Here is a 22,940-nt window from a genome sequence, read left to right as displayed (position 1 = left end):
TGCCTCCTCGACAGCTGGCGCGGCCCCGCCCCCCGGCGCAGGTCGACGGATTCATGGACACCCATGAGCAGAATCGACACCCCACGCCCACCCGGCTCGAGCACCCGGCCTGACCTGTAAGCTCTTGCAGTACATCCTGTTACTCATCGGGAAATTCCGTGTCCCTGTCAGGAGGCACCGTGTCGGCCGAGCGTGGAGCCGCGCGACGGGCATCGGCGAAAACGCCTGAATTCGGCGCCCCATGGGGTCAGCCAATCATGGCCTTGATCTTGAATACGGGAGTGACAGTGAGGACCGACCGATGATGCTGAACAGGGTCAGCGAGATCGCCAATCCCCGGGCAGGCCGCGCGACTCAGAAGGTCGTGATTGTCAACGGCAGCCAGGAGATGATGGAACTGCTCGAGACCGTTCTCGATGCCGGACACTACGACGTCGTGTTCGTCACCGAGGTCGAGCACGCGTATTCGCAGATCAAGCGGAATCGGCCGAACCTCGTGCTCCTCTGCCTCGGAATCGACGACCCCTTCGGCTTCCAGGTTCTGTCGATGCTCAAGCTGGATGAGGACACCGAGCACATCCCGGTGCTCACCTACACAAATGAGTTCGACGGCGGTCGGTCCGACGACGAGCCGGACGAGGACGACGAGCCGGAGGCAGTGCTGCCGCTGATGCGTCCTGAACTGCCCATGAACTAGCAGACCGCCGCTCCGCGTCCGCCTGTGCTATAGTTCGCCCCCATGACCGGGGAACAATCCGAACGCCGCGCCGAACCCGAACGCATCGAGATCCTCGGAGAACTCCTGGGCGAGGTCATGGTGTACGAGCCGATGGCGATCACCGAGATCAGCCGGGCGGGCGCCCAGATTGAAACGGCCTTTCCACTTTCGATCGATTCGCTGCACGAGTTTCGTCTGGTCCTCGGCGACCTGTCGGTCATCGTCAAGGGACGGATCGCGCACGCCCACGTCTGCGACGTCGAGGGCGGAACGACCATCTATCGGTCCGGCATCGAATTCGTCCAGATGTCCGCGCGGGTGGTGGAGGCGATCGGCGGGTTCATCCAGGCGATTGCCGCCGGCCGCGAGGCGCGGCCGTAGCCGGCGGCGCGACTGCCCGACCGGTCAGCGGCGCGGCGGATTGACGTACACCGCCACCAGGCTCTCGCTGCCGTCGCTCCCCACCGCCGCCACGCCAAAGACGTAGTCGTCGATCGACACGCTGGGCAGCACGAACTCGGTCACGTTGCCGACCGCCAGGACGTGCTGCCAGTTGGGCGTCCACGCCTCGCGCCAGTACACCTTGTAGCCTGCCGCCCCGGGCGAGGCCTTCCATTTCAAGTTGGAGTCGTAGCCGCTCGGCTGGCGCCCGAGCGTCGGCTGGCCGCGGCCGTCCGCGACGACGGGCGCTGGCGGCGCCAGGGCGATCGATGCGGCGGCTGCGGCGTTGATGCGAACGTTGCGGAGGAAGTACGGAACGTTGACGCCCTCGATGGTGTCGGCGGCCGTGTGCTGCCGCTCGAAGTTCTCGAGGGCCTCGGTGATGCGGACGGCGGTGAACCCCTTCTGGTTGAACGCCGTGTGATCACCACCGCGTCCAAATCGATCGTGGCGCGCGACGAGCGTGACCTGCTGGGTCGGCACGTAGCGGGCCGCGGCCGAGGCCACGTACCGCGCGAGCTGGCGCGACGGAGAATCCTCGGGCGCCTCTGAGAAGACGCGAACCCGCGTGGAATCCTGGAGCCCGTCGCCCGCCTGCACGTTGCCCACCATGTCGTTGTTGAGCACACCCTCGATCGCCACCTTCTCGGCGAGCGCTTTCTCCGCGTGCTTCTGTGCACCGATCAGCCCTTGCTCCTCACCAGCCAGGGCGATGAAGACGAGCGTGGCATCGAACTCGATGCCGCTCTCCGCGAAGACGCGCGCCAGTTCCATGACCAGCGCCGTCCCGCTTCCATCGTCGTTCACGCCCGGAGCCGGATTGTCCACGGGCGCCGTATCCGCTGCGGCCGCGGCCGGTGGCGGCGTCCCGGCGGCCTGCGGTGCACCAGCCGGCTGGGGAGACGAGGCCGGCACGGGCCGGCGCGCGAAGCTGTCGTAGTGCGCGCTGACATAGACCCGGCGGGCCGTCTTGCCCGGCAGCACGGCCATCACGTTGCGCAGCTCGATGTCGCGGGTGATGCGCCCGCTCTTCGGCACCTGGAACGAGTCGAAATTCACCTGGAGGCGCGGGCTCGACTTCTTCATCTCGTCGAAGATCCACTGCCGCGCGGCGCCGATGCCAGCCGTGGCGGAGTCGGTGGACGAGAGCGTGTTCCTCGTGCCGAACGACCCCAGCTTCTGGAGCGTCGCGACGAGCCTCTGCTCCGAAATCTGCGACAGCAGCTTCTCGACTCGCGGGTCGCGCTGAACCGACTCGGGCGAGGCCACGGAGAGCGCGGCGGCGCCAAGCACGAAGACTCCGGCGAGGATCGCCCGCCGACAAGCGCATCGGGACATAGTGGTCATGGTGGTCATGGACACTCAGTGTGTGTGTGCGTGTGTGTGGCTTGACGCCGCGCCGGCCGCGCCGACGGGGCGGCGGCATCGGGGACGATACACCGCTCGGGGGGAGCTTGTCGAACTGGAGGGGGCTAGCGAACCTTCAGGTGCTCGAGATAGTCGCCCGAGGCAATCCGCTCGGCGCGTCCGAGGGGCGCGTTGTAGAAATACACCCACACCGTGTCGGTGGTTCCGTCCTCGTAGACGACCGGCACTTCCACGCGATTATAGAGGCTGGTTTCCGGCATCGACGGGCAGTAGCCCTCGATTTCGTCCAGCCCGACGAGCGCGCGATCCAGGTCCTTGGCCGCGTAGACCTCGCCCCACACGGCGCCGTCGGGATCGGGAATCGCAGCGGGATAGATGCCGAGATCGAAGAGCGCCGCCTTGACGTGGCCGCGCCCGACATAGCTCAACAGCGGGTCGATTCCCGCGCGGCGACGGCGATCGAAACCGGTCATCAGCGTGCCGTAGAAGAACACCCGATCAGTCATGCGAACCATCCTTGCCGGCGGATCGGAGCCGGCGTCCTCCGCCCATGCGGCGCGCGCGCTGCCAGTCCTGCGCGAGCACGACGTAGAGCTGCTGGTCGTAGTAGGCGCCGTCCTTGTAGAACGACTCTCGCAGCAGCCCCTCGCATGTCGCGCCGAGCCGTTCGAATGCACGGCGGGAACGGGCGTTGTCGACTGCTATTCGCGCTTCGACACGGTGGAGTGACAGCGTGTCGAACGCAAAATCGAGCAACAGCGACTTGGCCTCGACGTTCACCCCCGTGCCCCAGTGCTGGCGGCCAAGCCACGTCCCGACCTGGGCCGTGCGCATCGGTGGGTCGAGGTGACGAAGCCCGATGATTCCGATCGCGCGGTCGTCTCCCATCCCCGCGATCGTGAACACGTACTCACGATCCTGCGTCCGGTGCTCGCGACATTTCGCGATGAAGTAGAGCGTGTCGTCGGGAGTGACCGGAGGAGTAATCGCCAGGAACCGGGTCACCTCTGGGTCCGACGTGAACGCAAACAACGCGGCCACGTCGTCTTCCCGCGGCTCGCGGAGTACCACACGACTACCCATCAGGACAGGCAACGGGTCCTGCATGACACAGTTGGACAACTCGAAATCTCGGAACGTCGACCGACTTTATGTATGCCCGTGAGTCTAGGGGAGCCGGGCAGGATAGTCAAGCGCAGTACGGACGCCGTACGCGAAAAAAAGGGGCGCATTGAATGCGCCCCTTCCTGTCCAATTCCTGCCCCGTCGCGCCCGCCTTCACCCTGCACGCTGCGGGCCGGCGCCACCCTACTCGGTTCGGTGGTGCCGCTGCATCCCGGCGGCCTTCAGCGCATCGAGCGCTCCGTCCGGGAGTTCGAACGAGACCGCCACCGTCGTGCCGGTGCCTTCGAGCCGGATGGAGTTCAGCATCCCCTTCAACTCCGGCTTGGAATCGGCCTGCAGCCTGCCGAGCGCCATGAACCCGGTGATGACCTGCCGGAGGTTGTTCGCCGCCTCGGGGTCCTTCGCCTCGACGCTCACCGTGCCCGACAAGCCGCCGTTCACGTGGCCGGTGGCGGTGAACCAGGTCACCGCGGGCAATTGGCTCGCGACCTGTTCGGGGAGGTGCGCCTGGGTCTTCAGCATGTCGAATCGTCCCACGGCCCACGCGTTGCCACCCGCCACGCCCTTGATCAGGTCCATCATCTTGTCGTTCGCCCGGACGCTGGACTGACCGTGCTTCAGGTCGATCACCCGGTGAAGCGCGGCCGGCGTGCCCAGGACGACGACCTTCGGCTCGAGGAAGCCGATGGCCATCTCGTGCTCAACGGTCGGATCCGGCAAGTCCATCGTCTCGGCGTCCGCATGCTTCGGACCGGCCGCATGCGTGAAGAGCGTCAAATCCTTGTAACGCTCCTCGACGCCGCCCTTCTCGCGAATCAGGGCCTCGATCCTCGCCTGGTCGAAGTTGCCGTGCGCGAGCACGAACCCGTTCTTCTTGTCCTTCGGCGTGTCGGCTGGCGCACCGGGGAGCATGCACGCCACCACGTAGTCGATGTCCGTCTCGATGTTGATGCCCGTCTCGGCCCGGAACTCGTCCTGCCCCTTCTGGCGGTCGGCCGGTTCCAGCCCCTTCACCTGCTGACGGAACTTCGAGTCCATCAACTGGCGGACGTTGGCATATGCCACCACAGCCGCATCGTTCGGAACGTAGTTGAGTTCCTCCGGGCCTGCCGGCTGGGCAAACCCCGGAATGCCGCCGTAGTAGGCTGCGAGGCCAACCGTCAACCCCACCGTGAGGAACGTCGCTGACCCGAGCATGAAATACCGTGTGCGTTTGGTCATATACCCCCCCGCCTTTGCCTGATTATACGCTCCGGCTTTTGCAAAAGTTCCCGCGGGCTTCCGTCGATCCCATGACCGGACGGTAGGTTTTCTGTTGATCGACCTATTGCTCGAGGATGTACTCGCGCCGCTCAACCGTTCGGGCGGCCAGGGCGAGGAATCCCAGCCAGATGATGCCCAGCCACATCAGCGATTCCAGCGCCGACAGCGAGCCCGTCACGACCGCCTGGAGGAGGCTGAGGGCACTATCCTGCGGCATGGCGTGAGGCACGAGACCCTGGATGTAGTACGCGATCGTGAAACGCTTGAGGTAGCCAGGGATGAGCAAGATGCCCTGCTCCCAACCGAACGCGAACACCAGGCCGGTCACCAGCGGGTACTTGAACTGGGCGCCAACCCACGCAAACAGGGCGCCGTAGGCCGCCAGGCCCAGCCCGAGCAGGCCGAGGTCCTTCACGAGGGCCGGAAACGCCGCCGCCAGCGATCCGCCTCCGGTGGGGACGAGCAGGAAGTACAGCAGCATCACCGACGGCAGGACGACGAGCACCGTCGCGACCAGGTACGCCAGGTATTTGCCGACGAGCACAGCCCCTCGCGAGATTGGACGCGTGAAGAGGTACGTAATCGTCCTGTCCTCGACTTCGTCGGCGATGAGCGCCGTGCCGTAGAACACACCGAGCACCGGGATGATGAACCGCAGATACAGCAGCCAGACGAACAGGCCGAAGATCGACGGCCCGGAAACCACGGCTGTCCCACCCAGGCGCACCGCCCCCCCGATGCCAGCCGACATCAGGATGCGGACGATGATCCCGAGCGCGACCGGCGCGCTGACGACGAGCGCCAGGAAGATGGTGCGGCGCGACCACAGCATCTGCCCGAGGCTGAGGTCGAACACCCGGAACGCCGCGGTGGCGAACGAGGGCGGACGTTCGGCGTGACGCGGCACATCGGCAACGGCGGGTTGGGATTCGGCAGCCACGTTACTTCACCAGATACTGGAAAACGGCCTGCAGGTTGTCATCCGGCGATGTCACCTCGGTGATCTCGCCCGCTTCGCCCGACGCGGCCAGCTCGGTGAGCCGCGCGTAGAACCCATCCGGCGCCGCCGTCTGCACGACCACGGCTCCCTCCTCGAATCTCAGGCTGATCACATCGTCGTGCGCCAGGAACTGCCGCGCGAGACGCCGCGGGTCGGCCGCACGGACGAAGACCGTATGAGGGTGCGTGTCGATCAGATCCCGGATCTGGTGGACGTCACCCTCCGCGAGGATCCGTCCGTTGTTGATCAGGAGGATGTTCGAGGTCATCGCCTCGATCTCGTGCAGGATGTGGCTCGAGACGATGATGCTCTTGCCGGCCCGCGCCCATTCCTTGACCAGGCGGATCGTCTTCCGGCGGCCAATCGGATCCATGCCCGACAGCGGTTCGTCGAGGATGAGCAGGTCCGGATCGTGAACGATCGCCTGGGCCATCTTGACGCGCTGGCGCATGCCCTTGCTGTAGCTGCCGATCTTCTTGCCGGCGGCATCGAGCAGGTCCACCGTCTCGAGCGCCCGGTGGGCGGCCTCGGCGGCCTGCGACTCGCTGTAGCCGTTCAGGCGGACGAGCGCCGTCACCCACTCGAGGCCTGTCATCCGGTCGTAGAACGCATCCTGGTCGGGGCAGAACCCGACGCGGAAGTAGACCGACGGGTTGCCCCACATCGGCTGGCCGAGCACGGTCAGCGAACCTTTGCTGGGCTTGAGCTGGCCGGTCATCAGCTTCATCAACGTGGACTTCCCGGCGCCGTTCGGCCCGAGCAGGCCGGTGATGCCGCTCGGTACCTTGACCGTGACGTCGTTCAGGCCGATGACCTGCCCGTACCATTTCGACAGCGCGGTCGTCTCGACGACCGGGCGCGGTGCGGCGGCCACCGTCATGACACCACCTCCACGCCGCGCACCCGGCGTTCGAGCACCCAGATGGCGACCCCGACGGTGACCAGCAGGACCAGGAGCGAGATGGCGCCAGGCGTCGAGTAGCGCGGCTGCAGACGGAAGATGATGTCGCCCAGTTGATTCAGATTGCCCGGCAGCGACAGCCACGAGAGCTTCGTGCTGCCGGTGATGGCGTAAATCACGCCGAACACGGCGTGGCTGAACCAGAACGCCCCGGCGTAGAGGATGGCCACGTAGCGGCTGCTCTTGCTGAGCGAGGAGAGCGCCAGCATCGTGAACGCGGCCAGCAGAACCTGCAGGAACGCGAACAGGGTGACGGCCGGGAACAGATACAGGTTCTGGCGCAGGAACGAGAAGCTCCCCGTGAAGGCCACCTGGAGGATGAGCAGCAGCAGCGCGGGCACCCACGTCACCAGCAACAGAAATGCGGCGAGGATCACCAGCTTGCCGACGATGTACTCGATTCGCGTCAGCGGCTTCGACAGGTAGATCTGCAGGGCGTTGGCGCGCTTGTCGTTCGCAATCAGCCCGGCCCCCACCCAGACGGTGATCACGAAGACGAAGAAGTCCTGGGTTCCGAGGAAATCGCGGAACCGCTGGGCGGTCATCGACAGCAGGGTGAACTGCGGGAAGTTCGCGTTGAGGTACACCATCACCGCGCCGACGACGAACGGAATCCAGGCCAGCAGCAGCAGGCCCAAAAACAGGCGCTTCTGGATAATGGTGCGGATGCCGCTGATGGCGATGACCATCCACGCCTGGCCCGCCTGCTCGCGCTGGCCCGCGTAGCGCCGATAGGTTTGATCATGTATGGGCACGGTTCGCAGCCCTCACGTCCTTCGATCAACACGGATCGCAGGGGCGGTATTCAAACCGCCCCTGCGTCATTCTTCCCCGACCGCCTTCGCGAAGACGTCCTCGAGCGTCGGCAGGCTCGGGCGCAGGTGGCGCACCTGGACCTTCTCCCGGGCCGCCAGCGCGAACAGGTCGCGCGCGGCCTCTTCTGCCGGCGCGAACACGCGCATCACGTCTTCGTCCGTCTCGTGGCACTCGAGGCCCGCGGCGGCCAGCGTCGCCGCGAACGCGTGCCGGTCGCCCTTGATGCGCATCTCGAAGACCTGCCCGCGCGGCCCCTTCAGGTCGTCGATCGGGCCCTGCGCGACGACGCGTCCCTTGTCGAGCACGACCACGCGGTCGCACGTGAACTCGACATCGGGAAGCAGGTGCGACGACAGGATCAGGTTGATCTGCTTCTCGTGTGCGAGGTCGCGCACGAGCTCGAGCATCTCGTCGCGCCCCTTCGGATCCATGCCGTTGGTCGGCTCGTCGAGGAAGAGCAGGTCCGGATCGTGCACCAACGCCTGCGCGAGCTTGATGCGCTGCTTCATCCCGGTCGAATACGTCTCGACGTTGCGGTACCGGGCCTCGCCGAGGCCCACGTAGTAGAGCACCTCGTGCGCGCGCTGCATCGCGTCGACGGCGGGCAGACCGGCCAACTGGCCGCAGTAGGCCACGAATGACACGGCGTTCATGCCGGGGATGTGTCCGTCGGTCTCGGGCATGTACCCGAGGCGGGAGCGGATTTCGAGGGGCGCCCGGGCGACGTTCAGGCCGAGCACCGTCATGTCGCCCTCGGTCGGCACGAGGAACCCGAGGAGGGCCTTGAGCATCGTGCTCTTGCCGGCGCCGTTCGGCCCAAGCAGGCCGATGGCCCCGGCCGGGAACGACGCGGTCACCTCGCGCAGCGCGGCGTTCTTCCCGTACGCCACGCTCACGTTCTTCAGTTCGACAACGGTGTTGAGATACGGCTCGGCCATGTCACTTACCAGATACGAAGCGTGAAGCGTATTGGTTCTGGCCACGCGGGCCGCCGGAGGTCACAGGCTGCCCCTGAGGCCGAGCGCGTCCGCGTGCTCCCGCATCCCGGCGATGACGTTGGTGATGTGGTCCGCGAGCGGCAGACCGAGCTCTTCCGCACCCTTCTTCAGATCCTCTCGCTTCACGGCACGGGCGAACGCCTTGTCCTTCATCCGCTTGACGACCGACGAGGCCTCGAGATCGAGGACACTCTTCGACGGCCGCACGAGGGAGGCCGCGGTGACGAAACCCGCCATCTCGTCGCACGCGAACAGCGTGTGCTCGAGGCGCGATGCTCGCGGGGTATTGGTGTGGTCGGCATGCGACAACACGGCACGGACGACCCACTCGGGGTATCCCTTCTCGCGCAGGACCTCGGCGCCGCGAAACGGGTGGTCCTCGAGCGTCGGATACCGCTCGTAGTCGAAGTCGTGGAGGAGCGCCACGGCGCCCCATTCCTCCTCGTTCTCGCCGAACGACCGGGCGTAGTAGCGGACGGCCGCCTCCACCGCCAGCGCGTGCTTGCGCAACGCCTCGTTCTGCGTGTATTCGGTCAACAGGGCCCAGGCCGCATCGCGTGTCGGAGTGTTCATGGTCCCGCCATGATATATTCGCCCCCCGACAGGTGACAACCACGGCGACCGGACACCGGCGGTGAGCTATCTCGAAGGAGCGGGTGACCATGGCCAGTACGCCTCAGGCGCAGCAGACGACGGCGACGACGCTCGACACCGAATTCAAACGTGGGCTGGGCCTCTTCGATTCGACGATGGTCGTCGTCGGCTCGATGATCGGCTCGGGCATCTTCATCGTGTCGGCTGACATGGCGAGGCGCGTCGGCAGCCCGGGGTGGCTGCTCGTGGCCTGGCTGGTCACAGGCGTCCTGACGATCACTGCAGCCCTCTCGTACGGCGAGCTGGCGGCGATGATGCCGCGGGCCGGCGGACAGTACGTCTACCTGCGGGAGGCCTTCTCTCCGCTCTGGGGGTTCCTCTACGGCTGGACGCTGTTCATGGTGATCCAGACCGGCACGATCGCCGCGGTCGCCGTCGGGTTCGCCAAGTACCTCGGTGTGCTGTTCCCGTGGATCTCCGATGACGTGTTCATCATCCCCGTCGTGCACGTGTCAACCGGCTATGCGATCTCGCTCTCGCGGGCCCAACTGGTCGGCGTGGTCCTGATCGGCGTGCTCACCTGGACGAATACGCGTGGCCTCGACTACGGCCGGATCATCCAGAACGTCTTCACGAGCGCGAAGACGCTGGCGCTCGCGCTGCTCATCGGCATCGGCCTGCTGATCGGATGGCACGCGAGTGCGGTGGCCGAGAACTTCGGCAATTTCTGGACGCCACGCGGCTTCGAGCCCATCGTGCCGGGCCTCGATGCCACGAGCGTCTTCGGCCTGTTCGTGGCCGTCTGCGTCGTCCAGACCGGGTCGCTCTTCTCGTCGGACGCCTGGAACAACATCACGTTCACCGCGGGCGAGGTCAAGAACCCGCGACGCAACATCCCGCTGTCGCTGGCGATCGGCACGTCGGTCGTCATCGGGCTCTACCTGCTCGCGAATCTCGCCTACCTCGTGATGCTGCCGCTCGGCGCCATTCAACACGCCCCGGCCGACCGCGTGGCCACGGCAGGCCTCGAGACCGTGTTCCCGGGCCTGGGCGTCATGATCATGGCCATCGCCATCGTCATCTCGACGTTCGGCTGCAACAACGGCCTGATCCTCGCCGGCGCGCGGGCGTACTTCGCGATGGCGCGTGACGGCGTGTTCTTCAAGGCGGCGGGGCGGCTCAACCAGGCGAAGGTGCCGGCCTGGGGGCTGCTGCTGCAGGGAATCTGGGCGGCGCTCCTGGTGCTGCCGCGCACGTACAACCCGGCGACCAAGACGTACGGCAGCCTCTACAACGATCTGCTCGACTACGTGATCTCGGCGGCGTTCATCTTCTACATCCTGACGATCGGCGGGATCTTCCGCCTCCGGGCGACGCGCCCGGACGCCGACCGGCCGTACAAGGCGTTCGGCTACCCGGTGGTGCCGGCCCTCTACATCGTCGGAGCGACGACGCTGCTGGTGGTGCTGTTCGCGTACCGCACGTCCACGACCTGGCCGGGCCTCGTCATCGTGCTGCTCGGCGTGCCGGTGTATTTCCTTTGGCGCCGTCGGGAGGTGTGATGAAGGTCTTCACCGACTACCTCTTCTTCAACACCCGCGAGGAGCGGGAGATGGTGCGCATCACCGACGAGGTGGCGGACATCGTCCGGCGGAGCGGGGTCGGCGAGGGCATGGTGCTCGTGTCGGCGATGCACATCACGTCGGGCGTCTACGTGAACGACTGGGAGGACGGCCTGATTGCCGACTTCGGCGAGTGGCTCGAGAAGCTGGCGCCCTCGGGGCGCAACTACCGGCATCACCAGACCGGGGAGACCAACGCGGACGCGCACCTGAAGCGGACGCTGATGGGCCACCAGGTGATGCTGCCGATCACGAACGGCAAGCTCGACCTCGGCCCGTGGGAGCAGGTCTTCTACGCGGAATTCGACGGCCGGCGGAAGAAGCGGGTCGTCGTGAAGGTGATGGGGGAAAGTCGGAGCTGACGCTGGTCGGTCGCCTATAGTGCCAGCGCGGGGTCCGCGTTGAGGTCCCAGCCCGCGCGAACGCCTTCGTGGAAACGGCGCAGGCCGGCCGCGGCAATCATCGCGGCGTTGTCGGTCGAGAGCGCGAGCGTCGGCAGGTAGACCGGCAAGGCGAGTTCCTCGCCGCGGGTGGCGGCGTCCTTCCTGAGCCGGCTGTTCGCCGACACGCCGCCTGCGATTCCCACGCTCCGCGCGCCGGACCTCCAGGCGGCCTCGAACAACCGATCGAGCAGCGCCTCGACGACCACCCGCTGGAAGCTGGCGCAGATGTCGGCGCGCTCCTTCGGCGAGAAGACCGACGCGATGTCGGTCGCATCCCCCGCCCGCCCTCTCACGTGCCGCAGCACCGCGGTCTTGATCCCGCTGAAACTGAAGTCGAACCGGCCCGCGGCCTCGGGCGCGTTGCGATCGCGATGGGTGATGCGCGTCGCCGGGAACGGGATCGCGCGGTCGTCGCCCTCGCGCGCCAGCGCGTCGATAATCGGCCCACCCGGATACCCGAGGCCCAGCAACCTGGCGACCTTGTCGTAGGCCTCCCCCGCCGCATCGTCACGGGTGCGCGCGAGCCGGCGGTAGACGCCGGGCGCGGGAACCAGGTACAGGCTGGTGTGGCCGCCGGAGACCACGAGAACGACGGCCGGGAGCGGCAGCGGACCGTTGTCGAGGAAGAGCGACTCGATGTGGCCGGCCAGGTGGTGGACCGGGATCAGCGGGCGCTCGATCGTCGCCGCGAGCGACTTGGCGAACGACACGCCGACGAGCAGCGAGCCGACGAGGCCCGGGCCTTGCGTGACCGCCACCGCATCGAGATCCGTCAGCGCGATCCGCGCGTCCGACATGGCGCGTTCGACCACGCCGCAGATGTCGCGCACGTGCTGGCGCGACGCGATCTCGGGAACGACGCCGCCCCACTCGCGATGGATGTCCACCTGCGAGGCGACCGCGCTCGACCGGATCACCCACGGCCGCGCCACGTCGTCGGTTTCCTCCACGACCGCGGCCGCCGTCTCGTCGCACGAACTCTCGATACCAAGGATCAACATTGGGAAGTCGGAACCGACGCTTCTCAGCCGGAGCGGCATCTTCGACCGACCCGCGCCTTCGCCTGACCAGTATCACCGACCGACCATCGCCTGCCTCAGCGTTTCGTCGTACGGGGCGCGCCACACGCCGCGCTCCGTGATGATCGCCGTCACGTATGTGTTCGGTGTCACATCGAAGGCCGGGTTCCGGACCTTCGCCTGTTCCGGTGTCAGCCGGGTCGTGCCTACGTGGGTCACCTCGCGGATGGGGCGCTCCTCGATCGGAATGCCGGACCCATCGGCCGTGGCGAGGTCGATCGTCGAGCTCGGCGCCGCCACGTAGAACGGGATGCCGTGCACGTGCGCCAGCACGGCCACGCCGTATGTTCCCACCTTGTTCGCCACGTCACCGTTGGCCGCGATGCGGTCGGCGCCGACGACGACCAGGTCGAGGAGACCCTGGCGCATGAAGGTGGCCGCCATGTTGTCGGTGATGACCGTCGTGTCGATGCCGTCGTGCGTGAGTTCCCAGGCCGTCAGCCGCGCGCCCTGGAGGAACGGCCGCGTTTCGTCCGCGAACACGCTGATCGTCTTGCCCTGCTCCACGGCCCCGCGGATGACGCCGAGCGCCGTGCCGTAGCCGGCGGTCGCGAGCGCGCCGGCGTTGCAGTGCGTCAGGATACGCGCCGTGGCGGGGACCAGGTCGGCGCCGAACCGCCCCATCGCGCGGCAGAACTCGATGTCCTCGTCGTGGATGGCGCGGGCCTCCGCGGCGAGCTTCAACTTGATCTCGTCCACCGAGGCGCCAGCCTGCGCCGCCGAGGCGAAGCACTTCTTCATCCGGTCGATCGCCCAGAAGAGGTTGACGGCGGTCGGCCGGGTCGCCGCCAGCAGGTCGCACGTCTTCTGGAACTCCGCCGTGAAGCGGCCCGTGCCCGTGGCCTTGCTCTTCCGCATGCCGAGCGCGATGCCCATCGCCGCCGACACGCCGATTGCCGGAGCCCCGCGAATGACCATCGTCTTGATCGCGCGGGCCACCTCGGCCGCGGTCCGGCATTTCACGTACACCTCAGCGCCCGGCAACTTGCGCTGATCGATCATGACCACGACATCGTCCTGCCACGCGACGGTTGGAAGCATAGAACCAATGATACTGAAAAGTACTGAGCACTGAGCGCCTTCTTCCGCTACGTTTCCAGGCTCCTGGCATCGAACGGCATCGGCAGCAGATCCTTGAGCCGGTAGCGGCCCTTCTCTTCGGTGAGGTTGGCGAGGACGACCTCGATGTCGCCTGCGAACTCCCAGAGGATCTGGCGGCATGGGCCGCACGGCGGCGTCGGCTGACCGGTGTCGGCGACGACGGCCACGCGGCGGAAGGTGTCGTGACCCTCCGAGAGGGCCTTGAACATGGCGACGCGTTCCGCGCAGAGCGTCAGCCCGTACGTGGCGTTCTCGATGTTGCAGCCGGTGATGATCTGGCCGTCCGCGGTCTCGAGCGCGGCCCCGACCTTGAAGTGCGAGAACGTCGCGCGGGCACGCTCCCGCGCCTCACGCGCCGCTCTCACCAGAGGATCAACCATATCCACGTTCTCTCCTCGCGGCCCAGCCCAGCCCCGACTGATCCGCCCGTCCTCCGACCGACAAGTGTCATCGACTGACTTGGATCTTCGACTGACCCCCGTCAGCCCAGACTGACTGCGTCAGCCCCGACTCCTTCAATCACTCCTTCGAGCAGCGCGATGAACTGGTCCTTCACGCGCGCCGCGGTCGCCATCACCTCGGCGTGGTTCAGCGGCGCGTCGAGCACGCCGGCCGCCATGTTGGTGATGCAGGAGATCGCCAGGACCTCGATGCCCATGTGGCGGGCCACGATCGTCTCGGGCGCCGTGGACATCCCGACCGCGTCGGCCCCGATCGCCCGCAGATACCGGATCTCGGCCGGCGTCTCGTAGCTCGGGCCGTGCAGCGCCGCGTACACCCCGTGGGCCACTGTCACGCCGCGCGCCCGCGCCGCCGCATCCGCAATCGCCCGCAGGCGCTTCGAATACGCGTCGGTCATGTCCGGGAACCGGGGACCGAACCTGTCGTCGTTCGGCCCCACGAGAGGGTTGGTGCCCATCAGGTTGATGTGATCGTCGATCACCATCAGCGCGCCCGATTCGAAGGCCGTGTTGATTCCGCCCGCCGCGTTCGTCAGGATCACCGTCTTGACGCCGAGCAACCCGAGCACTCGGATTGGAAACGTCGAACGCTTCAGGTCGTGGCCCTCGTAGTAGTGGGCGCGGCCGGCGAGCACCGCCACACGTTTCCCGCACAACTCACCGAGCACCAACTGGCCGGCATGACCGACGACGCCCGACGGCGGCCAATTGGGGATCTGGCCGTACGGCAGGATCACCGCGTGCCTCACCCGCTCGACGAAATCGCCGAGGCCGGAACCGAGGACCACCGCCACGTCTGGCATGGCGCCAGCCTTGCCCTTCACGAACGCCGCTGCGTCCGCCGCCTGCTCGTAGTAGGCCATGTGCTGCCTCTCAGAAGGAGCCAGGAGTCAGAATTCAGGAGCCCGCTCTCACAGCAGGAACCCGGCGATGGTCGCGGTCACGAAGTTCGCCAGGGTGCCGGCCAGCATCGCACGCAGTCCCAGGCGGGCCAGGTCGTGACGCCGGTTCGGCGCCAGCGCCCCGATGCCGCCGATCTGGATGCCAATCGAGCTGAAGTTCGCGAAGCCGCACAGCGCGAACGTCGCAATCGTGAACGACTTCGCATCGAGCTGCCCGAACAGCGGTCCGGCCGCGTGGATGGCGGTCGCCCCGGCGTACTGCCCGAGGCTCGCATACGCCACGAACTCGTTCAGCACCATGCGCGTGCCGAGCAGGTTCCCGATGATCTGCGAGTCCTTCCACGTCACGCCCATCGCCCATGCGACCGGCGCGAACGCCCAGCCCAGCACCTGCTGCAGGCTCAGGTTGGCGATCGACGTCATGCCGAACTGCGTCGCCGCGAAGCCGCCGACGACGCCGAGCAGCGCGTTGACGAGCGCCACGAGCGCGAGGAACGAGATGAGCATCGCCCCGACGTTGAGCGCCAGGTGCAGGCCCTCCCCGGTACCCCGGCCGGCGGCGTCGATCACGTTCACGTCCGTCCTCGGCACATCGAGCTTCACCGTGCCCATCGTCTTCGGCGAGTCGGTCTCGGGCACGAACATCTTCGCCATCATCAGCGTGCCCGGCGCCGTCATGATGACGGCGGTCAGCAGGTGCTTGGCATCGATGCCGAACAGCACGTAGGCCGCCATGATGCCACCCGAGATGTGCGCCATCCCCGACGTCATCACGGTCATCAGCTCGGACTCGGTCATCTCCGGCAGGTACGGCCGGATCGTCAGCGGCGCCTCGGTCTGCCCCATGAAGATGCTGGCGGCGACGTTCAGCGACTCCGCGCCGCTCGCCTTCATCACCCGGCGCATGCCCCATGCGAAGATGCGAACGACGAACTGCATCACGCCGAAGTAGTAGAGGATCGCGAACAACGCCGCGATGAAGATGATCGTCGGCAGCACCTGGAACGCGAAGATCGTCGAGTACTGCGCCCCTTCGGGACCGAGCACCGTCGTCATGATCTTCGGCCAGGCCTGCTTGTTGCCGAGCGGGCCGAACACGAACGACGACCCGACGCTGGCAAACTCGAGCAGCGCGGTGATGCCCTCGCTCAGCTTCTGGAAGACAGCCTGCCCCGCCTCGGTTTTCAGCACGAGCAGCGCGAACACGATCTGAAGGCCAAGGCCCCAGGCTACGGTCTTGATGTCAATCGCCCGCCGGTCGGTCGAGGCCAGGTACGCAATCCCGAGGATGACGACCAGCCCGACCACGGCCTGGGCCCGTGGCATGCCGCCGAACTGCGCCGCCAGCGCCGCGAGCACGGCGATGAGGACGGCCGCGGCGACGATCAGGAATTCGGTCCGGCGGGACTTTGGTGGCGCGACCGGCTTGGATTTGGCTCTGCTCACGATGACTCCTTGAACTCGGTCAACGCACTGCTTCGACGACAACCGGCCGCATCCCTCGACTCACTGCGCTCGCTCGGCGACACGCCTCCCGGCTCGGCTTATGACCCCGAGCCGTGTGCGTATCTCCTCCCGAGCCGGCTCCGCCGCCGAGCCGTGGGCCCCGCAGTTGCGCTTTGCCAGATCGCCCAGCTTCCCCGGCAATCGGCACAGGTCTCCGCTCGGCGCTTCCTACTTCACCTCTTCGATGACCAGCGGCAGCACCGTCGGCGCTGCCTCGCTGATTTCAATCGCCCGCCCGACCAGGTCGAGCGCCGCCGGCAGGTCGCGTTCCCGGCGATAGTGCAGCTCGAGAATGGGGTCGCCCTTGGCCAGCCGGTCACCCGGATGTGCGAAGACGACGGCACCGACCGCCGGATCCACCTGGTCGTCCACCCTGCTCCGGCCGGCACCGAGCGCGAGCCCCGCGCGTCCGACCAGTTCCGCGTCGAGCACCGACAGGAAGCCCGCGCGGTCCGCGGTCACCATCCGGCGCGTCGTCACAGACGGCATGCGCGAGTAGTCGTCCACCGTCCGCGGGTCGCCGCCCTGCTGCGCCACGATCTCCCGCCACTTCTCGACTCCCGCGCCCGACGTCAGCGCGGCACGCACCCGCCGCTCGGCCTCCTCGGGCGTCGTGGCAATCCCGGCGAACAGCACCATGCGCGCCGCGAGAAGAACCGACAGATCCTCGAGGTCCTTCGGGCCGCGTCCCTTGAGCGTCTCCACGCACTCGATCACCTCGAGCGCATTGCCAACGGCCGCGCCGAGCGGCGCGTCCATCGCGGTGATGAACGCCTCGGTGCGCACGCCCGAGCGGTTGCCGATGTCCACCAGCGACCGCGCCAGCCGCCGCGAATCATCCACCGTCTTCATGAAGGCGCCGCGGCCGGTCTTCACGTCGAGCACGAGCGCGTCGATCCCTTCGGCGATCTTCTTGCTCATGATCGACGCCGTGATGAGCGGGATGCTCTCGACCGTCGCCGTCACGTCGCGCAGGGCGTACAGCTTCTTGTCCGCGGGCGCAATCTGCCCGGTCTGCCCGATCATCGCCACGCCAGTCTGCTCGAGCGCCGCGGTGAACTCCTCGAGCGACAGGTCCACCCGGAACCCGGCAATCGACTGCAGCTTGTCGAGCGTGCCGCCGGTGTGACCCAGCCCCCGGCCGGACATCATCGGCACTTTCACCCCGCATGCCGCCGCGAGCGGCGCGAGGATGAGCGACGCCTTGTCGCCCACGCCACCAGTGCTGTGCTTGTCGACCTTGATGCCCGGGATTCTCGACAGATCGACCTTGATTCCGGACCGGACCATCGCATCGGTCAGCCACGAGGTCTCCTCCGGCGTCATCCCCCGCAAGACGACGGCCATGAGCAGCGCCGAGGCCTGGTAATCGGGCAGCGATCCGTCGGTGACGCCGGCGACGAAGAACTCGATTTCCTCCCGGCAAAGCGCTCCGCCGTCCCGTTTGGTCCGGATGATGTCGGTCACACGCATAGGGCGGAAGTATAGTCGATATCAAGCTTCGGCCGGCCCACGCCGATAATCCGGTAGGATGGAGTCTGCTCTCGCCCCGGACGTCGCTGCCCAGCTGACGGCCTTCGCCCGCGCCTGCAAAGCTGCGGCGCGGGTTTTCGCCCTCTATCCGCCCGAGCACCCGGCCATCGAGGAGTCGCTCGGCCGCCTGGCCCGCGTGGCGACCTCCATCACCGAGCACGGGGTCTTCTCGATGGTGGTGCTGCCCGACAACCTGCTGGTCGGCGGCCGCGCGCCCGCACGCCCCGATTCCGCCATTGCCGAGTTTGCCCGGCTCCTCCACGGCCACCTCGTCGGCGAACTGGTCGTCGGCGCGGACGTGGACGCCGGATCGTGGCGGATCTTCCTCGGCCTGGTCGGACGCGATCCGCTCGAGTTGCGAACCAAGGGCGGCATCGTCCGAGCCTGGACGACGGCCGGCGGGTACGGGCTCGAGCTGACCGAGCTGGACTACAGCAGCATCGTCCGCGAGCGCCTGTCGGGCGAGCGGGCGTCCTGGGACGTCATCATCGCGCGCTGCCTGCGATCGGACGCGCTCGACCTCGACGAGGAGACGCTCCGCGCGCTGACCGAGATTGCGGGCGATCCGGACCGGCTCGGCGAGTTCTTCGCGCAGTCCGAACAGGCCCATCCCGATCACGACCTGCGCGCGCGCACCAGCGGCCTCCTGCGCGCGATGCGGGGCGTCAAGGGGTTCTTCATGCGCCACGATCCCGGTGGCCTCGACAAGGCGCTCGACAACATGGCTGGCGCCACCAGCCGCCTCTCCCCGGCATTCGTGCTCGACCTGCTGGCGGCGCGCGGTGCGACCAACGAAGAAGAGGCCCAGTTCGCGGCGCAAGTCACCGACAGGATCACCGAATCGACCGTGGCCCGCCTGGTCGCCCGAACCGTCGCCGCCGAGCACGGAGGCACCGCCCGGCTGGCCGACGCCTTCCGGGCGCTCGTGCCCGACGCACAGCGGCGCGAGAGCGTCGCCCGGCGCGCACGCGTGGAGCTCGAGGCCTCGGCGCTCGGATCCGAGCCCGACTTCGACCAGATGTGGTCCCACGTCGAAGAGATGCTGGTGTCGTACAACGACGCCGCGTGGGTGTCGGACTCCTACGACCAGGAGATGACCGCGGCGCGAGCCCGTGCGCTCGAGCTCGAGCACGTGAGGGACGATCCGCCGGAACGGATCTCGGCCTGGCTCAAGAGCGTCAGCGACGTTGCCGTCCGAAGGCTCGACTTGCGGCTCCTGCTCGATCTGCTGGCCGTCGAAACCGACCTCGATCGCTGGCGGGAACTGGCCGCGATCGTCGTCACGGGCACCGACGACCTGGTGGCCATCGGCGACTTCGCCGGAGCCCGACAGCTCGCCGAGGCGCTGTCCGCGCACGCCCGCGACGCCTCGCCGCGCGCCCAGCCCGCCGCCGCCGCCATCGAGACGCTCGTGGCGGGCCAGATGATGCCGCAGCTCGCGTTCCACCTCAACACCGCGCGCGACGACGAGTTCACCGAGATCATGGCGATGTGTACCGCGATTGGCCCGTCGCTGATCCCGCGCCTGGCCGAGACGCTGTCGGCCGACGGCCGGGCCCGCGCGCGCCAGCGCATGACGGATCTCCTCCTGGCATTCGGCGCCGACGGCCGGCACTCCGTGGACCAACTGCGGCAGTCACCGCTGCCGAGCGTGCGCCGGACGGCGGTCCAGTTGCTTCGCTCGTTCGGCGGCCACGAGGCCACCGTCGTGCTCGAGGAGATGCTGAACGACGCGGACCCGACCGTTCAGCGCGACGCGGTGCGGGCGCTCATCGCCATCGCCAGCGACGAGGCGTTCGGTCTGCTCGAGCGCGTGCTGCTATCGGATACCGGGCGGGTGCGGGCTGCCGTGGCGCAGGAAATGGACTCCACGCGCGACCATCGCGCCACGCCGCTCTTCTGCCACATCGTGCGCACCTGCGACGCGCGTGGCCCGCTCCGCGAGGTGTATTTGAGCGCGCTGTCCCGGCTTGGCGCGCTAGGCGGACCTGACGCCGTGGCGGTCCTCACCGAGGCGCTCCACATGGGTCGCTGGTGGACCCCGTTCGCCACCCGCGAGGTGCGGACGGCGGCCGCCGCCGCCCTTGGACGCATGAAGACGGCCGCCGCGCTCGACGCCCTGAGGGAAGCGGCGACGAGCGGCGGGTTTGGTGTGCGCCGCATCGCCAGGGCCTATTTGAAGGAGTAGTTCCGGACACGAAGCGTCATGGCCGACCAACTGACACGCCGCCACGCCTTGATCGACGAACTGGTGCGCCGCTTCGCCGCCGCGCTGCGGGGCGCGCAGCTCTATGCTCCCGGGCATCCCCTCGTCGTCCGAAACATCAACGCATTCGCGGACGTGGTCGCCCGATTGCTGACCGACCTGCCGGCCGTGTCGCTGGCACTGGTGGCAGACGAGCTGGTCGTGGACGACCTGCCGCTCCCCGACGGCGCGAAGATCCTGGGCGAACTGTTCGAGCGGCTGAAGGCTCGCGGGATCGAGCGGATCACGGTCGAGCGCGGCGCGACGCCCGAGGAGTTGGTAGCCGCGGTCAACGGGATCTGTCAGCGCCTGCAGATCAATGCGTCCGACGAGGCGCCGTGGGCCGACCTGCCTCACGTCCGCGTGGGCCTCGTGCGCGTCGAGCAGGACGTGGAGACCAGCCTGGCGGACATGGTCACGATCCGGCGCCTGTACGCGCAGGCGACCACTGCCGCGCAGGCGGCCTGGGAGGCCGCCGGGCGCGACGCCGCGTCCGGCTGCGCCGAGATCCAGCCCGTGGTCCGAGACCTCGCGCAGGCCGTCACGCAGAACCGCAGCGCGCTGCTGGCGCTCACCGCGGTCCGCAGCGCCGACCGCTACACGTTCACACACATGGTGAACGTGTCCGTGCTCGTGATGGCGCAGGCGCGCGGGCTCGGCATCGACGGGACGCTGCTGCGGGAATTCGGCGTCGCCGGGTTGATGCACGACATCGGCAAGGTGCGAACGCCCGCGGAGATCCTCACGAAGACGACCGCGCTCGACGACCGCGAGCTGGCGATCATGCGGCGCCACCCCATCGACGGGGCCGAGATCCTCCGCCGGTCCGCGGACATCGCGCCGCTGGCCGCGATCGTCGCGTTCGAGCACCACCTGCGTCTGAACGGCACCGGCTACCCCGAGGGCGTCACGCGCAACGGCCTCAACCTGTGCACGATGCTGTGCACGATCGCGGATGTCTACGACGCCATGCGATCGAAGCGCAATTACCAGCAGGCCTACCCGCACGATCGCATCCTGGCCGTGCTCGAGCGCAACGAGGGCGCCGAGTTCGAACAGAACCTGGTGCGCCGATTCGTCCAGTTGATGGGAATCTACCCGGTCGGTTCGGTCGTGCGTCTCAACACCGGCGCCATCGGCGTCGTGCTCAAGCCCTACCCCCCCGATCCGCACCGGCCGCGCGTGCGGGTGCTCTTCGCCGCCGACGGCCACCGGTTCGATCTGGCGTACGACCTGGATCTCTGGGACGTCGAGCCGGCCCCGAACCGCTCGTCTTCGATCGTCGGCTCCGCCGATCCTCCAGACCCGTCGTTCGACGCGCTGGCCGCGATGCAGTAGGACGAACTGGCACAGGCGCGCGACGGCCGCCGACGGAGCGGGGCGGGTCTCGCAAAGCACGGCGTAGACCGCCCACGTTCGTCAGGGCCCCGAGCCGGACGGCGGCGGCCTGGTGATCTGGCCGTGGGGGTATGGGGGCTCCACCCCGTCCTCTCCGCCCGCGGCCTATCAGGGGACGGAGAGCCGCCGCCGGGAGGCTTCGCCAGGACAGCGCCGAGCGGCGCGAGACCCGCCCCACTCCGTCGGCGTCGGCGCCCACACCCGCGACCAACGAGGTGCTCGCACCAAACCTTGCCTGATCGGCAACTCGAGGCACAGCCCAGAAAAATGGCCGCCCAATGATCCAGGCGGCCATCGTCGAACACGGCTTGAATATGAACGGCAGCAATCGCGCGTTGCAGCCTACCTCTTTCGCCGCCGAGCCAAACGCGCCACACCGGCCAGACCGACGCCAAGGAGTGTGAGACTCGCCGGCTCGGGAACGGGGTTGGGCTCGAGATCGACTCGGGCGGACGCGCCACCATTCAGCGAGATGTTGAAATCATCGAGATAGCCCGTGAAGCCATTCGCCCAAGGATTGCCGGTGGACAGGACGATGTACTTCACGTACTCGCCGCTGTAGTCGACCTGCTGCGTGGTGCCGCTGTTCTGGTAGGCACCCCAGTCGATGATACCGGCCTGCACTGCGGCGAGCGTCGGACCGCCGTAGAAGCCCAGATTTCCGCCGCGCTTACCGTCGTACATCGTGACCTGGTTCGTGCCGGCGCCAGACTGATACGTGTTCCACGTGTTGGCAGGCGTGCTGAAGTTGTTCGCGTAGAGCCCCTCGAAGGTGAGCCTGCGGCCGTACCAAGTGGCGTCGTCGCCGACAGTGTCGGTTGTCGTGTAGAGGGTCAGGTACCAGTCCGGGGCAGAGCCTCCCGTCGTGGCTTTGAACGTGCTCCAGCTGAAGCCAGCGATGTCACTGATCTTGAAGTTCGACCCGGCCCCAAAGAGCATGGCTGGGGTCATGTAGAGCTCAGACTTATTCGTCCCGTTGGCCACCCAGGAACCTGAGCCGACGCTTGCCTGAGCCGATGAGCCGATCGCACCGATGCTGACCGCAACCGTGCCGTTGAGGGTAATCGTGGCGGCCTCAGCCGTCCCGCACAGGGACGCGAGTCCTATTGCGACGAGCAACGCGAACAGTCTCTTCATCATTAATCCTCACGATTGAGACCAAGGGTGGCGAACAAGACGAGGGCGCCTTCTGTCCTCAAGCCAGTGTCGTGCCACCTGAGCAGTGGGACCACGCGGAACGGTCTCTCATCCAACTAAATCTAGTTAAATAGGAGGCTTATGGTCACACGGTCTGAGAGAGACGACGCCAGGCGGGCCCACCGATTGCGCACGACAAGTCTCGCCCTTGGGTACCTTTTGTTCTCGG

Annotated in this window: 22 protein-coding genes; 6 read left to right on the top strand and 16 right to left on the bottom strand. The window is 67.4% G+C overall.

From position 1 onward, the window contains the following. Positions 1-301: 301 nt before the first annotated feature. Both VGK32_10610 and VGK32_10605 read left to right on the top strand, forming a co-directional pair. A complete protein-coding gene (locus VGK32_10610; protein ID HEY3382210.1) occupies positions 302-697 on the top strand; it encodes a response regulator in 396 nt (131 codons plus the stop codon). A gap of 42 nt (positions 698-739) precedes the next feature. Continuing rightward, a complete protein-coding gene (locus tag VGK32_10605) occupies positions 740-1,099 on the top strand; it encodes a hypothetical protein (protein ID HEY3382209.1) in 360 nt (119 codons plus the stop codon). Between the two features lie 24 nt (positions 1,100-1,123). On the opposite strand, the gene VGK32_10600 is transcribed toward VGK32_10605, so the two are convergent. The 9 genes from VGK32_10600 to VGK32_10560 form a co-directional block, all read right to left on the bottom strand. Next, complete coding sequence (locus VGK32_10600; GenBank protein HEY3382208.1) at positions 1,124-2,506, bottom strand: M28 family metallopeptidase; 1,383 nt, start codon at positions 2,504-2,506, stop codon at positions 1,124-1,126. 125 nt (positions 2,507-2,631) lie between these two features. Next, positions 2,632-3,033: a gamma-glutamylcyclotransferase family protein gene (locus VGK32_10595; GenBank protein ID HEY3382207.1), complete on the bottom strand. Its 402-nt coding sequence runs from the start codon at positions 3,031-3,033 to the stop codon at positions 2,632-2,634. Then, positions 3,026-3,598 (bottom strand): GNAT family N-acetyltransferase, encoded by a 573-nt coding sequence (locus VGK32_10590; GenBank protein HEY3382206.1) that lies wholly within the window; start codon positions 3,596-3,598, stop codon positions 3,026-3,028. Before VGK32_10590 ends, VGK32_10595 begins: the two co-directional genes overlap by 8 nt. 237 nt (positions 3,599-3,835) lie before the next feature. Then, positions 3,836-4,873, bottom strand: a complete 1,038-nt coding sequence (locus tag VGK32_10585; protein ID HEY3382205.1) for a hypothetical protein — start codon at positions 4,871-4,873, stop codon at positions 3,836-3,838. 103 nt (positions 4,874-4,976) lie between these two features. Next, positions 4,977-5,855, bottom strand: coding sequence for an ABC transporter permease (locus VGK32_10580; GenBank protein ID HEY3382204.1), 879 nt, complete (start codon positions 5,853-5,855; stop codon positions 4,977-4,979). 1 nt (position 5,856) lies between these two features. Further along, complete coding sequence (locus tag VGK32_10575) at positions 5,857-6,795, bottom strand: ABC transporter ATP-binding protein (protein ID HEY3382203.1); 939 nt, start codon at positions 6,793-6,795, stop codon at positions 5,857-5,859. After that, entirely contained in the window at positions 6,792-7,631 is an 840-nt protein-coding gene (locus VGK32_10570; protein HEY3382202.1) for an ABC transporter permease subunit, read from the bottom strand. Before VGK32_10570 ends, VGK32_10575 begins: the two co-directional genes overlap by 4 nt. 66 nt (positions 7,632-7,697) lie before the next feature. Then, on the bottom strand, positions 7,698-8,675 hold the full coding sequence (locus VGK32_10565) for an ABC transporter ATP-binding protein (protein HEY3382201.1): 978 nt from the start codon (positions 8,673-8,675) through the stop codon (positions 7,698-7,700). A gap of 15 nt (positions 8,676-8,690) precedes the next feature. Beyond that, on the bottom strand, positions 8,691-9,263 hold the full coding sequence (locus VGK32_10560) for an HD domain-containing protein (GenBank protein HEY3382200.1): 573 nt from the start codon (positions 9,261-9,263) through the stop codon (positions 8,691-8,693). 89 nt (positions 9,264-9,352) lie between these two features. On the opposite strand from VGK32_10560, the gene VGK32_10555 reads away from it, so the two are divergent. Together VGK32_10555 and VGK32_10550 are read left to right on the top strand one after the other, a co-directional pair. Beyond that, on the top strand, positions 9,353-10,846 hold the full coding sequence (locus VGK32_10555; protein HEY3382199.1) for an amino acid permease: 1,494 nt from the start codon (positions 9,353-9,355) through the stop codon (positions 10,844-10,846). Continuing rightward, the gene (locus tag VGK32_10550) at positions 10,846-11,268 is read left to right on the top strand and encodes a secondary thiamine-phosphate synthase enzyme YjbQ (protein ID HEY3382198.1); all 423 of its coding nucleotides are present in this window, start codon (positions 10,846-10,848) and stop codon (positions 11,266-11,268) included. The genes VGK32_10555 and VGK32_10550 overlap by 1 nt, the downstream gene beginning before the upstream one ends. Positions 11,269-11,282: 14 nt before the next feature. Here VGK32_10550 and tsaD read toward each other — a convergent pair whose 3' ends face one another. The 6 genes from tsaD to VGK32_10520 all read right to left on the bottom strand — a co-directional run bounded on the left by tsaD (position 11,283) and on the right by VGK32_10520 (position 17,871). Continuing rightward, a complete protein-coding gene (gene tsaD, locus VGK32_10545; GenBank protein ID HEY3382197.1) occupies positions 11,283-12,350 on the bottom strand; it encodes a tRNA (adenosine(37)-N6)-threonylcarbamoyltransferase complex transferase subunit TsaD in 1,068 nt (355 codons plus the stop codon). A gap of 72 nt (positions 12,351-12,422) precedes the next feature. Next, positions 12,423-13,469 (bottom strand): S-methyl-5-thioribose-1-phosphate isomerase, encoded by a 1,047-nt coding sequence (mtnA, locus tag VGK32_10540; GenBank protein HEY3382196.1) that lies wholly within the window; start codon positions 13,467-13,469, stop codon positions 12,423-12,425. Positions 13,470-13,516: 47 nt separating this feature from the next. After that, positions 13,517-13,909, bottom strand: a complete 393-nt coding sequence (cdd, locus tag VGK32_10535; protein HEY3382195.1) for a cytidine deaminase — start codon at positions 13,907-13,909, stop codon at positions 13,517-13,519. A 101-nt stretch (positions 13,910-14,010) separates the two neighbouring features. After that, positions 14,011-14,853, bottom strand: coding sequence for a purine-nucleoside phosphorylase (locus VGK32_10530; protein ID HEY3382194.1), 843 nt, complete (start codon positions 14,851-14,853; stop codon positions 14,011-14,013). A gap of 48 nt (positions 14,854-14,901) precedes the next feature. Next, positions 14,902-16,338, bottom strand: coding sequence for a NupC/NupG family nucleoside CNT transporter (locus VGK32_10525; protein HEY3382193.1), 1,437 nt, complete (start codon positions 16,336-16,338; stop codon positions 14,902-14,904). A 228-nt stretch (positions 16,339-16,566) separates the two neighbouring features. Then, positions 16,567-17,871, bottom strand: coding sequence for a thymidine phosphorylase (locus VGK32_10520; GenBank protein ID HEY3382192.1), 1,305 nt, complete (start codon positions 17,869-17,871; stop codon positions 16,567-16,569). A gap of 58 nt (positions 17,872-17,929) precedes the next feature. Between VGK32_10520 and VGK32_10515 the strand changes: the two genes are divergently transcribed. After that, complete coding sequence (locus VGK32_10515; GenBank protein ID HEY3382191.1) at positions 17,930-20,119, top strand: HEAT repeat domain-containing protein; 2,190 nt, start codon at positions 17,930-17,932, stop codon at positions 20,117-20,119. An 18-nt stretch (positions 20,120-20,137) separates the two neighbouring features. Beyond that, positions 20,138-21,514 (top strand): HD domain-containing phosphohydrolase, encoded by a 1,377-nt coding sequence (locus VGK32_10510; protein HEY3382190.1) that lies wholly within the window; start codon positions 20,138-20,140, stop codon positions 21,512-21,514. Positions 21,515-21,916: 402 nt separating this feature from the next. On the opposite strand, the gene VGK32_10505 is transcribed toward VGK32_10510, so the two are convergent. Further along, the gene (locus tag VGK32_10505; GenBank protein ID HEY3382189.1) at positions 21,917-22,714 is read right to left on the bottom strand and encodes a PEP-CTERM sorting domain-containing protein; all 798 of its coding nucleotides are present in this window, start codon (positions 22,712-22,714) and stop codon (positions 21,917-21,919) included. Between the last annotated feature and the right edge of the window lie 226 nt (positions 22,715-22,940).

The sequence above is a fragment of the Vicinamibacterales bacterium genome (genome assembly GCA_036504215.1).
GTDB lineage: Bacteria > Acidobacteriota > Vicinamibacteria > Vicinamibacterales > Fen-181 > FEN-299.
The sequence above is the reverse complement of the archived record's forward strand: the minus strand, read 5'-3'. Positions and strand labels throughout refer to the sequence as shown.

Coding starts and splice junctions, on each gene's coding strand:
- VGK32_10610 (HEY3382210.1), top strand. CDS start 302: ATGATGCTGAACAGGGTCAGCGAGATCGCCAATCCCCGGGCAGGCCGC.
- VGK32_10605 (HEY3382209.1), top strand. CDS start 740: ATGACCGGGGAACAATCCGAACGCCGCGCCGAACCCGAACGCATCGAG.
- VGK32_10600 (HEY3382208.1), bottom strand. CDS start 2,506: ATGACCACTATGTCCCGATGCGCTTGTCGGCGGGCGATCCTCGCCGGA.
- VGK32_10595 (HEY3382207.1), bottom strand. CDS start 3,033: ATGACTGATCGGGTGTTCTTCTACGGCACGCTGATGACCGGTTTCGAT.
- VGK32_10585 (HEY3382205.1), bottom strand. CDS start 4,873: ATGACCAAACGCACACGGTATTTCATGCTCGGGTCAGCGACGTTCCTC.
- VGK32_10575 (HEY3382203.1), bottom strand. CDS start 6,795: ATGACGGTGGCCGCCGCACCGCGCCCGGTCGTCGAGACGACCGCGCTG.
- VGK32_10560 (HEY3382200.1), bottom strand. CDS start 9,263: ATGAACACTCCGACACGCGATGCGGCCTGGGCCCTGTTGACCGAATAC.
- VGK32_10555 (HEY3382199.1), top strand. CDS start 9,353: ATGGCCAGTACGCCTCAGGCGCAGCAGACGACGGCGACGACGCTCGAC.
- VGK32_10550 (HEY3382198.1), top strand. CDS start 10,846: ATGAAGGTCTTCACCGACTACCTCTTCTTCAACACCCGCGAGGAGCGG.
- tsaD (HEY3382197.1), bottom strand. CDS start 12,350: ATGTTGATCCTTGGTATCGAGAGTTCGTGCGACGAGACGGCGGCCGCG.
- mtnA (HEY3382196.1), bottom strand. CDS start 13,469: ATGCTTCCAACCGTCGCGTGGCAGGACGATGTCGTGGTCATGATCGAT.
- cdd (HEY3382195.1), bottom strand. CDS start 13,909: ATGGTTGATCCTCTGGTGAGAGCGGCGCGTGAGGCGCGGGAGCGTGCC.
- VGK32_10530 (HEY3382194.1), bottom strand. CDS start 14,853: ATGGCCTACTACGAGCAGGCGGCGGACGCAGCGGCGTTCGTGAAGGGC.
- VGK32_10520 (HEY3382192.1), bottom strand. CDS start 17,871: ATGCGTGTGACCGACATCATCCGGACCAAACGGGACGGCGGAGCGCTT.
- VGK32_10515 (HEY3382191.1), top strand. CDS start 17,930: ATGGAGTCTGCTCTCGCCCCGGACGTCGCTGCCCAGCTGACGGCCTTC.
- VGK32_10510 (HEY3382190.1), top strand. CDS start 20,138: ATGGCCGACCAACTGACACGCCGCCACGCCTTGATCGACGAACTGGTG.
- VGK32_10505 (HEY3382189.1), bottom strand. CDS start 22,714: ATGATGAAGAGACTGTTCGCGTTGCTCGTCGCAATAGGACTCGCGTCC.